Origin of the sequence: Microcystis aeruginosa LEGE 91341 (genome assembly GCF_015206885.1) — a bacterium.
Lineage (GTDB): Bacteria > Cyanobacteriota > Cyanobacteriia > Cyanobacteriales > Microcystaceae > Microcystis > Microcystis aeruginosa_H.
On record NZ_JADEXY010000122.1, the window covers coordinates 1 to 12,787 of the forward strand.

Here is a 12,787-nt window from a genome sequence, read left to right on the forward strand (position 1 = left end):
CCCCACACCCCACACCCCACACCCTGTCCCCACGAAAAACTTTTTCAGCAAACCCTACTTATACTGCGATCGAGCCACAGCTTTTAATTTGGGATATAATTCCGAAGGGTCTAACAAAGGGATAAACTCATCGATTACTGGCTTAAAATTTGCCGAAAAATTCTCCCTAGTTCCATGACCGTTAGGCGATTTAGGCAATGATTCTAACTCAGGGAATTTGGGCGTTTCTGGGGATAACTGCGAGAATAACTTCTCCACATCACTCATCCCTTTGCGAGGATCATCAAAAAGAGAAGTTTCTAAGTTGAATAAAGAATCTTTACCTATGGCTTCCGCTTGTGGCTCTGGATAAGGCCGCTCGAGGGTGGTAGAAAGTATATTGACCTGTTCCTTTTGAGGGATAAATACCGTTTTTTTGCCATTTAACTGGGAATCTGGCAGGTTTTTACAAACCAAGCGCTCGAATTCCCCCGTAAAATGAAAGGTAGGATGGCCGCGACGGTGCCAAATTTTGAGAATTTCCTCCACCGAAATGACTTTGTAACGTCCCTGATAGAGTGCCTCTAAAATCGCCATGCGAATCCAATTTAGCGAATAGGTGGGCAACCAGCGCTCGATTAATTCCTGCGCTTTGTATCCTCTCATTTCAAATCGATATTGGTTGAGTATAGTCGCTATCTGCATCAGGTTGATCTCTGGGCTAATCTCTGCCATGGAATTTACAAAAATAGTGAGCGCAATCGTTATGGCTACTAGGCACTCCGCATCTTAAGATTTTATTCGGGGTTTTTCCTAGCGGTTTTTCCCTATTCTCCCCACACTTACCCTTTCTAGTATCTTCACTCAAGGTCAGTTGACTCCCTAAAATCTGGTTCGCTTTTGGCGGCAATTTATCTCCCGCTAACTCCTGTACGGTTTAACGGGACTCCTCTGGCGACCTTAAGATAGTTTTTGTCTTTTCCCTGATTAGGCGATAAAGTTCACACTTCTTTGTTACCATAACCTGAGTAATTTGTCAAGAAAAAGGCAAAATTTCCTCAATAAACCCAGATAAGGTAGAACTATAGCACTACCCTGACAGCCTAGAACCTTACCGTTGACTGACCCCAAATCCGTTTTTAATAGTGTGATTAACTCTCAAGTTATGAATTGTTTCTCCCTGCTCCCCACTCCGCAGCTCTGGTACTCCCTTCTCCCCACACCCCACACCCCTATACCTTTTAAACAGGATTTAGTACGACCACCCGATCGAGTTTTTCTGAGTCCCCAGAAATTTTTTGTTAAAATTTGCAACATAACTTAACAATGTGTTACACTTCTTAACATAAGCACACAAAAGGAGCCTCCCCATGACTGCCCGCGGCTACACCACCGAAGAACAAGGAAGACTGAATAATTTTGCTGTTGAACCGAAAATGTACGTTGATAGTTCCAGCAGTCTCGGTTTTACCAAAAAAGCTGAAAAATTGAATGGCAGACTAGCTATGATTGGCTTTGTCTCTCTTTTAGTCATTGAATTGTTAACTGGTAAAGGAATCATTGCTTGGATTACCAGTCTCTAAGAATTAACAATCCCGTCGCGCTGTTCGGGGAGTTCAGTCCCCGTCCTAGCGGGTTGGTTTAGACCGTGTAAATGCCCTCAAAAACAGCTTTAGCAGGACCTGTCATGTAAACCCGGTTATCGGTTTGGGACCAGTGAATCTGAAGACAACCACCGGGCAGTCCCACGGTACAACGGCGATCGCATTTGCCCGTCAACAGGGCCGCCACCACCACAGCACAAGCACCAGTACCACAAGCGAGAGTAATTCCCGCTCCCCTTTCCCAGACACGCATCTTCATAAAATCCGGCGCGATTACCTCCACAAACTCCACATTAGTCCGTTGGGGAAAAACCGGATGATGCTCAAATTTTGGCCCGATAGTTTCTAGGGGAATAGAGGCCAGATTATCCACAAAAGTGACACAGTGGGGATTACCCATACTAACGCAAGTAACTAACCAATCTTTACCCTCCACCTCTAGGGGAACCGCGAGGACTTTTTCTGACCCCTTGACTAAAGTGGTGGGGATTTCACTGCCGAGGAGTTGCGGCGGTCCCATATCAACCGTTACCTGTTCATTAGCCTCTAAACGAGGAATAATCGTTCCTGCTAGAGTATGAATGCGATAGGTGCGGCCAATGGCGTTGTTAGCCTCCAAACGGGCGATAAATTGGGCTAGACAGCGAATACCGTTACCACACATTTCCGGTTCCGAACCATCAGAGTTAAAAATTCTCATGGTGTAGTCGGTTTCCGCTTGGCCGGGAAGCGCAAAAATCACGCCATCGGCACCGATACCAAAATGTCGATCGCACATAGCCACGGCTATTTCTGGTGTGATCAGGGGTTCGGGACTGTGACGGTTATCTATCAAAATAAAATCATTGCCCAGGCCTTGATATTTGGTGAAGGGGATTTTCATGGTCAATAAAAGCTACTCAACAGGAATAATAGAGGATGAACACCTCATCGATAAACTTATTATGTCTCAATTCGATCCTGGTCTGCCGAGTGTTAAACAAGTACAGAGCTATATTCAAGAGAAACGGGAAGTAGAAATTAAGTTAAGCACCGATGATCTGCTCGTTGGTCGCATCCTTTGGCAAGATGTTAACTGTATATACCTGGTTGATCACTACGATAAACCCACTTTAATTTGGCAACAGTCTCTAGTTTACTTAAAACCTAAAGCCTAGGAGGAAATCAGACCCATCGAAAATTCATTATCTACATCTAGACTTTTATCCCAATATTCTTGTCTTAGTTTTTGCACTCTTTCTGTTGCTTTTGCGGATGGGTGCAGAGTTTTTTTTCGCTTTATTCTCATTAGATATTGATAATAAGTAAGTAGTTATAATTAAATTGAAGATAGATTTTGCCTCTGATCCCCCCTGCCCCCCTTGATAAGGGGGGTGCCGATCCCCCCTTAATCCCCCCTTGATAAGGGGGGAACTGACAACTTTTAACACCTACCTACCTATTATATTCTACTTCATGTTTATTTTAAGATTCTATACTAGAAAATAGCCATCAATAGACGATTATTATAGCTATTCAAGCTTATTTTCTCCTTCATTTAGCCCAGGTATCGAGTTTTCTGCCGTCAAAATATTGGGAATATCAGTTAAACTGGCAGTTTGATAAACCTGTTCATTTCTAGCAAATAAATTTATCATATCTTGAGAATAATTAGAAGCGATCGATAATAAAGCTCCAGCAAAAATATAGAGAGGTAAAGGCAAAATAAACCCCTTGGCCCATTGATACAATTCCACCAACAAAAATAACAAAACACAACCCACAACCCAGACTTTCATCGCACTTTTTCCCCCTATTTTTTACGAGAAAAGGTGAGCAAAAAGCCCACCTTTTATTTAACTAATTCCAGTGAGAAGTTATTCAATCACGGGAGCGATTAACTCGCGTCTTTCCCCCGAAATAACTTTCACCTTACCTTCCTCATCGATATCGACCATGGCCGTATCGCCATCAGAAACCCGTCCGGAGAGAATTTCCTCAGCCAGAACATCTTCCAACAGACGCATAATCGCACGACGTAAGGGACGAGCGCCGTAGGCCGGATTATAACCCTCCTCGATCAAGCGTTCTTTAAACTTATCAGTAACAGACAAAGTAATATTTTGTTCTGTCAGACGTTTAAACACATCCTTGAGCAGGATTTCGGCGATTTCCTTGACCTCTTCCTTATTCAGTTGACGGAAGACAATAATCTCATCGAGACGGTTGAGGAATTCCGGACGGAAATATTGTTTTAATTCCTCATTAACCAGCGATCGAATGCGATTATATTGAGCTTCAGCTTGATTATCAGCAAACTCGAAACCTAAACCACCGCCACCCTTCTCGATGACTTTAGAACCGATGTTCGAGGTCATGATCAACAGGGTATTTTTAAAGTCCACCGTGCGACCTTTGGCATCGGTCAAACGTCCATCTTCAAGGATTTGCAGAAGCATATTGAAGACATCGGGGTGAGCTTTTTCGATCTCGTCGAATAGCACCACCGTATAAGGACGACGACGCACCGCTTCCGTTAATTGTCCCCCTTCGTTGTAACCAACATAACCCGGAGGCGAACCGATTAACTTAGAAACCGTGTGCCGTTCCATGTATTCCGACATATCGAGACGGATCATCGCATCTTCCGAACCAAAGAAATAAGCAGCCAGAGCCTTAGTTAACTCGGTTTTACCTACCCCCGTCGGACCGGAGAAGATAAAGGAAGCAATGGGACGGTTAGGATTTTTCAGACCGACGCGAGCGCGACGAATGGCACGAGACACCGCTTTAACTGCGTCCTCTTGACCGATGAGACGCTGATGCAGGGTATCTTCCATGTGCAGCAGTTTCTCGGATTCGGTTTCGGTCAGTTTATTAACGGGAACCCCAGTCCAAGAAGCAACGATGTGAGCGATTTCCTCCGCATCCACAAAGGGTTCGTCGTTGCCATCTTCGCCTTTTTTGGTGGAAGCGAGATTCCGGATCTGGGTTTTGATTTCCATTTCCCGATCGCGCAATTCTCCGGCTTTCTCGAAGTCTTGACCGCGCACCGCATCATCTTTTTGTTTGAGAATTTGCCGCAGTTCTTTGTCTAATTCCTTGGCTGCTGGTGGCAATTGGGAATTAATCAAGCGCACTCTCGAACCAGCTTCATCGATTAAATCGATCGCCTTGTCCGGTAAGAAGCGATCGCTAATATAGCGATCGGACAATTTCGCCGCCGCTTCTAGGGCCTCATCTAAGATTTTTAGTTTATGGTGCTGTTCGTAGCGTTCCCGGAGACCATAGAGAATTTCGATCGTTTCTTCTACGGAGGGTTCACCGACCATAACCGGTTGAAAACGTCTTTCTAGAGCCGCATCCCGTTCGATATGTTTGCGATACTCATCCAAGGTCGTCGCCCCGATACATTGCAGTTCTCCCCGGGCCAAAGCTGGTTTGAGAATATTGGCCGCATCGATCGCCCCTTCGGCTGCCCCAGCACCGATGAGAGTATGAACTTCATCGATCACAAGGATGACGTTACCCGCTTGGCGAATTTCGTCCATGATTTTTTTGAGGCGTTCCTCAAATTCGCCGCGATATTTGGTTCCTGCCACTAACAAGCCGATATCGAGGGTGACAACCCGTTTTTCTTCGAGAATGTCGGGAATATCCTTGTTAGCGATGCGTTGGGCCAATCCTTCTGCGATCGCTGTTTTACCTACCCCCGGTTCTCCGATTAGGACTGGGTTATTTTTGGTACGACGACCGAGAATTTGGATGACGCGCTCGATTTCCTTTTGTCGGCCGACTACGGGATCGAGTTTACCCTCGCTGGCCATTTGGGTGAGATTGGAACCAAATTCATCAAGAGTGGGGGTTTTAGTGCGACCTTGGGAAGATGAACCGGCGGCCACTTCGGCGGTTTCCCCTAACATTCTGATCACTTGGGTGCGAACTTTCGAGAGATCCACGCCGAGATTTTCCAGAACCCTAGCGGCCACACCTTCCCCTTCGCGAATTAGTCCTAAAAGGAGGTGTTCTGTGCCAATATAGTTATGGCCCAGTTGACGGGCTTCTTCGAGGGAGAGTTCTAAAACTCGTTTGGCTCTGGGGGTGAAGGGAATTTCCACGGCTACGAATCCGGAACCGCGACCGATGATTTTCTCCACCTCCACGCGCGCATCTTTGAGATTGACACCCATGGACTTGAGGACTTTGGCGGCAACTCCCGTTCCCTCTCCAATTAGTCCTAGTAAAATCTGCTCTGTTCCCACGAAGTTATGGCCAAGGCGGCGGGCTTCTTCTTGGGCGAGCATGATTACTTTAATGGCTTTTTCCGTAAATCTTTCAAACATAGCCTATCCATCACCTACACAAGCGACCCTAGATATGCTGATTTTAGCACGCCTTTTTAGTTTAGCCCTCTTTCAGTGATCAGTTATTGGGGAGCCGCCTGGAAACCTGCCGATAAGTGGTTCACCCTTGCATAATCCCCTAGGGTCGTGGTCATCCCCATCTCTCGATCGCTTGACTATCGATCGCCCATTTTCAGACCAAAACTGGAAGTATAAGCAGATTAAATATTACTACCTATTGACAAATTAGTATATATGTTGTAATACCGGGGTGATATACAGAAAGTTGACCCCTATCGTTGCTCTGGAGACTGTTATGCAGAAAGTTGACCTATAATATGTAGTTAGGCATACCTTCCACCTTCCTACCTTCCTTTCACTTTCAATCTAGATATGAGATGTCAGATTTAACAAGCATTGAAAAGATTAAACTAGAGAAATTGCTCGAAATGGGCCGTGGTTATGTGCTTGATTTTTCAAACATAACCTTCCGAGAATTCGTCTTAGAAAATTTAAATATCGATATATATGATGAAAAATATAATTATAGCAGTCGCTCAAAAGCAAATCGATTAAGAGGTTTTTGGAAAGAAGAATCTAATTCTACAGTAGGAAAACTGATAGAAACACTTTTGGAATACTGGAAAACAAAAAAGTCAATAACTCGGAAAGCTATCACCACTGAGGAGGAAAATTTATTTAACGAATGTCAAAAAGTTGTAGAAAGATTGCAAGGATGTAATACAAAGAATCGTAATCAGGATTCTCTGAGGAAGGAGGAATTTTCTTCACTTCGATCCAGTCTTCTGCTGGAATTTGATAACTTTGCAGAGTTAATAAATTCGGAAGATAAGAAACAGCGAGGATTTTCACTTGAAGACTTGCTAAAACGTATTTTTTCTCTTTATGAGATTCCAACTCAAAAAAGCTTTAGGAGAAATGAGGGTGGAGAACAAATAGACGGCGCATTTAAGCTTGAAGGCTGGTACTATCTAGTTGAATGTAAATGGACTCAAAAGTTAACGGATATACGGCAACTTGATAGCCTTTATGGCAAAATCAGCCGCTCTGGTAAACAGACATTGGGATTATTTTTATCGATCAATGGTTGGTCAAAAAATGTATGCCCCTTACTAAAGCAGAATAATGACAAATCTATCATTCTGATGGATGGTTATGACTTACGATCTGTTCTTGTCGAGCATAATAATTTGGATCTGAAGAATTTACTTATGAAAAAGTTGGAATGCTTAAATTTGGAAGGAGAGCCATTTTACAGCGCAGCTCAACTATTACAAAATACTATGAACAATCAAATTGTGTAGTGCGATCGCAGTCTTGTAGGGTGCGTTCCCTAAAACAACTTCTACCGCTTCAGCGATCGATTTTGGGGAACGCACCATGCACATTGATTGAAACTGTGAGTCTAAGTGCGATGCCGCTCTTGTAGTTCCAGTTGGTGAATGTTAGCGAAGATTGCCAATGTTTAGGTTAAAATAGAGGGGCAAAAGTGGCAACGGGGTCAGGACAATGACAGTTAATCAACTCCGCTACAGCAAAGAAGAATTCGCCCGACGTGGTAAAGAGATTTATCAATCTCAGGTGCGCCCCCAAGTCGAGGAGGGCAATCATGGGAAGATTGTAGCCATAGATATCGAAACAGGTGCTTTTGAGCTTGCCAATGACACAATAACTGCTTCTAATCGATTGCTTGAACGAAACCCTGATGCTCAAATCTGGCGTGTACGAATTGGACATAAAGGCGTTCACCGCTTTGGCGTAGGTCGTCTGCTTTAACTTTATGATGAACGGAATTGTTGATCAAAACTGCGAGGCGAGGCTTAGATTAGTCGTAAGCAATGAGAGTAAACAGAGGCAAGTAATTGATGCTGTTATTGATACAGGGTTCACAGGCTTTTTGACCTTACCTCTGACAGTAATTAACAGCCTCAACTTACGGTTGTATAGCCGTGAAGAGGGAACATTAGGGGATGGAAGTACCTGTATCTTTGACGTTTACAGTGGTCTTATTATTTGGGACGGTGAATATCGATATGTTGATGTTAACGCAGCCGAAACAGAGCCTTTGGTCGGTATGAGTTTACTCTACGGCTATCGGATGCAACTTGATGCGATCGAGGGTGGAATAGTCGTAATTCAGTCATTGAACAGTTTAAGCTAATCGGGTGAGGAACGGTCTAACAACGTTAGTGCGATGCCAAAGGCACTGCTTAGGAGAGCGCACCGCCTCGTGGGTTGGGTTGAGGGAAACAATACTGGGGCGAAAATAGCTCAATTCGCTTGAAAAAGCGCAACCCAACCACCCCAATGGTTACTCTTGGTTGGGTTTCCTTGGGTCAACCCAACCTAAAATAATTGCTAAACTACTGCTATCATCCAAAGTTAGTGACGGCGGGTGAGTTCAACCGTTAGACATTCAATCTACTTACAGATCAGAGGCAGGCATTGACAATTAATGTAGGATTAGTTAGTATGATGCTCTAATCCTACTGGGCTGTCGTGGGCAGTTTAGGGCAATGAGTAAGAAAGTTAGCATAACCTTAGACGACGAAGTTTTGGACTTTGTAGATCGACTAGCAAGCAATCGTAGTCGCTTTATCAATGATGTTCTCTGGCAAGAGAAGAAAAGGGTTTTTATGAAAGAGCTAGAAGATGCTTATAAAGATCAGGCCAATGATCCAGAGATGCAAGAAGAAATTTCTGTCTGGGATATTGCAGTGGGCGATGGTCTAAATGCCTAATGGAAGACTAACCTACAAGCGAGGAGAGATCTGGTGGGTCGATCTGAAACCCGTTGTTGGTTATGAAACCGATAAAGAACGCCCTTGCCTGATTTTACAAAACGATATTGGCAATCAAAATGGAACAACGACAATAGTTGCTCCATTGTTGCCTGGGAAAAAGACTTATCCTTTTGTTGTCAATATTACCCCGACAGTGCAGAATGGACTAGACGGAGATCGACACATCAACTTAAGTCAAATGAGGGCTGTAGATTCTCAAAGAATTAAGAATAAACAGGGTGTTTTAGAAGACGTTTATTGGGAAGAAATCGAGAAAGCAGTCTGTATTCAACTCGGTTTCAGTTTAGCTTTTAAGTCTTCATAGTGCGATGCCAAAGGCACTGCTTAGCAGTACGCCGCTCTTGTGGGCTAAGTTGGGGAATGTTAGCGAAGATTGCCAATGTTTAGGTTAAAATAGAGGGGCAAAAGTGGCAACGGGGTCAGGACAATGACAGTTAATCAACTCCGCTACAGCAAAGAAGAATTCGCCCGACGTGGTAATGAGATTTATCAATCTCAGGTGCGCTCCCAAGTCGAGGAAGGCAATCATGGGAAGATTGTAGCCATAGATATCGAAACAGGGGCTTTTGAAGTAGCAAAAGACAGCCTCACAGCTTCCGATCAACTTTTAGCCCGATTGACCGATGCTCAAATTTGGTTCGTAAGAATCGGACATCGAGCAGTTCATCGAGTCGGTTTGATTGGGGCAAATTTGTTTCAATGATTAATCGACTCTACGCTTGTTTTTGCACAATCTTCTCACTCAATTCTAGGAAGGTGAGACAATACTGGATTAATTACTAATAACTTAATATCTTATAGAGTTTTTCAAAAAGCTTGAGTTGGGTCAACGATCAGGAAACCTAACTATTTTCTAACCAAACGATTAGGAAACAGTTATGTTATGATTTTCAGAGTAAGCCTGAGATGATAAGACACCATGAAAAATCGCATCTTTACTGTTATTTTGTACAAAGAAGATAATATGTACATTGCTGAATGTCCAGAAGTTGGTACAGTAGATCAAGGAGAAACAATTGAGCAGGCGATTGCTGGATTGAAAGAAGCCACACGGCTTTACCTAGAGGAATTTACCTTACCAGAAACATCCCCTAGATTTGTGACCAGTATTGAGGTTAGTTATGCCTAAGCTGCCACGAATCTCTAGTCGGGAGGCAGTTAGATCTCTTGAACGCTTAGGCTTCGAGGAAGTTCGTCAAACAGGTAGCCATGTTGTGATGAAGAAAGAAACCGAAGAGGGCAAAATTGGTTGTGTTGTCCCTGTACATCAGGAATTGAAGGTTGGTACATTAAGTGGAATTCTGAAACAAGCCCAAGTCACAGTTGAAGAGTTCATTGAACATCTGTAAAGTCTGACAAATCACTGCACTCGAAGTGATACCAAAAAAAAAGTATTTAGTCCCCCCAGAGAACCCCCTTAGTCCACACAGCACACTTTTCTTTTTTTGTCAAATTTTATGTTAAGAAAGATGTAACTAATGGATAGGGGGACTGTCAAAGATTAACCGTCTTCGTATTCGGGGATTCTCTCTTTTTTCTTCTCGGTGATATTGATGCGGGGGGGATTATAATCCGGTTCCACGTCATCATCCCACATATCATCCTCGGCCTTATCTTCGTAATCGTCGTACTGAGGACGAGAAAAGCTTTCGGTGCGTTCTAAGCGAGCTTCTCCCCAGTTATCTTCTTCTTCCTCGTATTCTTGCTCATAATAACGAGCTTCGGCCCGTTTTTGCGGTGGGGGATTGGCCCGCAGCGGTTCTTTTTCCCATTCGTCTTCACTCCAGCGTTCTTCAACGGGTTTAGCGGCCTCCACGGGAGTGCGGAGGGGAATACCCGTACCTAACTGATTTTCTGGACGAGCAGCGGGGGTATAATAAGCTTCTTCCTCTTCCCTTTCCCAGGGGGGACGACCAATACCCAAACGTTCCAAAACCCCCACACTAACTTGGGTGAGACGTTCTTCGGCTCCTTCAAAGACGATTAAGCGATTCGGACCACTGCTAACCACTTCTTCAATAGCAATTTCGTAGGTGCTGATCAATTGTTCGGGGATAAGAGGCAATCCTAGGGAAGCGATGACAATGGAATGTAATTGACCACTAAGGGGATCAAATTGATAATCGCGGACTTTGCCTAAAGGTTCGCCAGTTTCTGTGATCACGTCACTACCGATTAAGGGAGTATAAGCATCGATATCGACGGATTCCAAGACGTTATCATCTTCAACGAGAACCACGTCTCCTGTCTGACTGATGCTCGATAAATACATATATTGAGGCATTCCCGACAAGGATAGGATATTATCGCGGAGTCCCAGGGCAACTACTTCTCGTTGATCGATATCTACAAGGATATCTTTAACAACGCCGAGTTTTTTGCCTGTATTGCGAGTGATAACCTGTGTATTTAAAAATTCTGAACGTAAGCGACTATTCTCTGTGATCATTTTTTCCTATGGGTAGGCGTTAGGGCGTGGGAATACGAATTATTGTAGGCTTAATATATAGGGCGAAATTGAGGGTTAATTTACCGATATTAGCTTAGATCTTAAAGTTCCCTGAGATTAACACTTTTTTTACCCTTGTTTGGGCGATAGTTTTGGGTGATAGATAAGGTTAAACCTATTTTAGCTAATTCTTTACATTTTTTTAGTAACAACAAAGCAGGAGCTAGAGAGAAACTCCCTAGGCTCCTGCTGTCTAGATTCTGATTACATAGTTAAAGACTGCACCTCAGTTTCGATCAGTTTAGCTAAGTCTTGCAGGAAGGAGGCCGCATCGGACCCGTAGATGACTCGGTGGTCACTGGTGAGATTAACCGTCATCTGTTTTTGCACTCCGAATAAACCATCTTTGTGGACGACGATTTGGGGACGGGAAGCACCCACTGCTAGGATTGCACCTTGATTGGGGGGTAAAATAGCCGTAAAGCGATCGACTCCGAACATTCCCAGATTAGAAATGGTAAAAGTACCACTATTATATTCTTCTGGTTGCAGTTGTTTACTGCGGGCGCGATCGACTAAATCTTTCCAACTGCGGGAGAGGGAATAGATATCCATCTGGTTAGCAGAGCGCAAAACCGGCGTAATTAAGCCACCATCGGGCATAGCCACGGCTACAGCCACGTTAATCGCCCCGTGGTATTGGATTCCTGCGTCGCTATAGCTGGCATTAACTATAGGATGTTTAGCGAGGGTGTTGGCTACCGCTTTTGCTAACAGGGCCGTCATGGTGACACCCTTGGATTTTAGCTGTTGATAGAGTTGATCCAGTGGGTCGGTGGTGATAGTGTAGCCCACTTGGAAGGTGGGAACCTGTAGGCTAACCGACATATTCTGGGCGACGGCTTTTTGCAGAGTGGTGAGGGGAACGGTCCGACCGACGACCGGGGTGCTGGCGGGAATCGGGGCTTTAGGAGCCGCCACAGGGACGCTGACGGGTTGCGGGGGAGTAATGACGGGATCGGGGGCAGTGCTGACTTTTCCTGTCGCTTTTTCTACGTCTTCGGCGGTAATTCGTCCGTGGGGACCGCTACCCACTAGGGTTTTCAGATCCACCTTTAATTCTTTAGCCAGTTTTTTGGCCCTGGGAGAGGCGACTAAACGGCCATTATCTTTAACGGCGGCGACGGGGATCGAAACGGGAGGCGGAGCGATTTCTGGGGTCTCTACGGGCTTGCTAGGGGCGGCTGTGGCGGTTTTTCCCTGAGCTTTGGCTAGTTCAATTTCCTCTTCAGTTTCGGCAATATAGGCGATCGCTTCCCCGACGGGTGCTTCCTGGCCAGCTTCGACTAAAATTACAGCGAGATAGCCATCATAAAACGATTCCACGTCCATGTCGGCTTTGTCGGATTCGACCACTAACACCGTTTCCCCTTTGCTGACTTTTTCCCCGGGGGACTTCACCCAAGAAACTATTTTTCCTTCGGTCATGGTGGAACTGAGCGCGGGCATGAAGATATCTCGAATCATGGTGGAGTGCTTCTATCTCTAATGTTTTGAGCCATAGCGCATTTTACCACAGTTGATGGGGTTGGGGGTGTGGGGAAGTGG

The 12,787-nt window shown here is 44.7% G+C and carries 16 protein-coding genes; 10 read left to right on the top strand and 6 right to left on the bottom strand.

The window, feature by feature from the left end:
- Positions 1-54: 54 nt before the first annotated feature.
- Positions 55-714, bottom strand: coding sequence for a hypothetical protein (locus IQ234_RS16300; RefSeq protein ID WP_193957851.1), 660 nt, complete (start codon positions 712-714; stop codon positions 55-57).
- Between the two features lie 635 nt (positions 715-1,349).
- On the opposite strand from IQ234_RS16300, the gene IQ234_RS16305 reads away from it, so the two are divergent.
- A complete protein-coding gene (locus tag IQ234_RS16305; RefSeq protein WP_002794459.1) occupies positions 1,350-1,562 on the top strand; it encodes a chlorophyll a/b-binding protein in 213 nt (70 codons plus the stop codon).
- 58 nt (positions 1,563-1,620) lie between these two features.
- Here IQ234_RS16305 and dapF read toward each other — a convergent pair whose 3' ends face one another.
- Entirely contained in the window at positions 1,621-2,466 is an 846-nt protein-coding gene (gene dapF / locus IQ234_RS16310) for a diaminopimelate epimerase (RefSeq protein ID WP_193957852.1), read from the bottom strand.
- 61 nt (positions 2,467-2,527) lie between these two features.
- Here dapF and IQ234_RS16315 point away from each other — a divergent pair, with 61 nt between their 5' ends.
- The gene (locus tag IQ234_RS16315) at positions 2,528-2,740 is read left to right on the top strand and encodes an Hfq-related RNA-binding protein (protein ID WP_193957861.1); all 213 of its coding nucleotides are present in this window, start codon (positions 2,528-2,530) and stop codon (positions 2,738-2,740) included.
- A gap of 354 nt (positions 2,741-3,094) precedes the next feature.
- On the opposite strand, the gene IQ234_RS16320 is transcribed toward IQ234_RS16315, so the two are convergent.
- Positions 3,095-3,361, bottom strand: coding sequence for a hypothetical protein (locus IQ234_RS16320; protein WP_193957853.1), 267 nt, complete (start codon positions 3,359-3,361; stop codon positions 3,095-3,097).
- Between the two features lie 78 nt (positions 3,362-3,439).
- The gene (locus IQ234_RS16325) at positions 3,440-5,905 is read right to left on the bottom strand and encodes an ATP-dependent Clp protease ATP-binding subunit (RefSeq protein WP_004160623.1); all 2,466 of its coding nucleotides are present in this window, start codon (positions 5,903-5,905) and stop codon (positions 3,440-3,442) included.
- Between the two features lie 398 nt (positions 5,906-6,303).
- Between IQ234_RS16325 and IQ234_RS16330 the strand changes: the two genes are divergently transcribed.
- From IQ234_RS16330 to IQ234_RS16365, 8 genes are all read left to right on the top strand, one after another.
- Positions 6,304-7,230 carry a restriction endonuclease gene (locus IQ234_RS16330; protein ID WP_193957854.1) on the top strand — a complete coding sequence of 309 codons (927 nt, stop codon included), beginning with the start codon at positions 6,304-6,306 and terminating at the stop codon, positions 7,228-7,230.
- Positions 7,231-7,435: 205 nt separating this feature from the next.
- A complete protein-coding gene (locus IQ234_RS16335; RefSeq protein WP_106909787.1) occupies positions 7,436-7,702 on the top strand; it encodes a hypothetical protein in 267 nt (88 codons plus the stop codon).
- A 4-nt stretch (positions 7,703-7,706) separates the two neighbouring features.
- Positions 7,707-8,087 carry a clan AA aspartic protease gene (locus tag IQ234_RS16340; RefSeq protein WP_193957855.1) on the top strand — a complete coding sequence of 127 codons (381 nt, stop codon included), beginning with the start codon at positions 7,707-7,709 and terminating at the stop codon, positions 8,085-8,087.
- Positions 8,088-8,442: 355 nt separating this feature from the next.
- Entirely contained in the window at positions 8,443-8,667 is a 225-nt protein-coding gene (locus tag IQ234_RS16345; protein WP_190358011.1) for a hypothetical protein, read from the top strand.
- Complete coding sequence (locus tag IQ234_RS16350) at positions 8,660-9,034, top strand: type II toxin-antitoxin system PemK/MazF family toxin (protein ID WP_193957856.1); 375 nt, start codon at positions 8,660-8,662, stop codon at positions 9,032-9,034. Before IQ234_RS16345 ends, IQ234_RS16350 begins: the two co-directional genes overlap by 8 nt.
- Positions 9,035-9,157: 123 nt before the next feature.
- Positions 9,158-9,433, top strand: a complete 276-nt coding sequence (locus IQ234_RS16355; protein ID WP_193957857.1) for a hypothetical protein — start codon at positions 9,158-9,160, stop codon at positions 9,431-9,433.
- A gap of 216 nt (positions 9,434-9,649) precedes the next feature.
- On the top strand, positions 9,650-9,859 hold the full coding sequence (locus IQ234_RS16360) for a type II toxin-antitoxin system HicB family antitoxin (protein WP_002734849.1): 210 nt from the start codon (positions 9,650-9,652) through the stop codon (positions 9,857-9,859).
- The gene (locus IQ234_RS16365; protein WP_193957858.1) at positions 9,852-10,079 is read left to right on the top strand and encodes a type II toxin-antitoxin system HicA family toxin; all 228 of its coding nucleotides are present in this window, start codon (positions 9,852-9,854) and stop codon (positions 10,077-10,079) included. The genes IQ234_RS16360 and IQ234_RS16365 overlap by 8 nt, the downstream gene beginning before the upstream one ends.
- 152 nt (positions 10,080-10,231) lie before the next feature.
- On the opposite strand, the gene IQ234_RS16370 is transcribed toward IQ234_RS16365, so the two are convergent.
- On the bottom strand, positions 10,232-11,179 hold the full coding sequence (locus tag IQ234_RS16370; protein ID WP_193957859.1) for a PRC-barrel domain-containing protein: 948 nt from the start codon (positions 11,177-11,179) through the stop codon (positions 10,232-10,234).
- A 264-nt stretch (positions 11,180-11,443) separates the two neighbouring features.
- Positions 11,444-12,706, bottom strand: a complete 1,263-nt coding sequence (locus IQ234_RS16375; protein ID WP_193957860.1) for a dihydrolipoamide acetyltransferase family protein — start codon at positions 12,704-12,706, stop codon at positions 11,444-11,446.
- Positions 12,707-12,787: the final 81 nt, after the last annotated feature.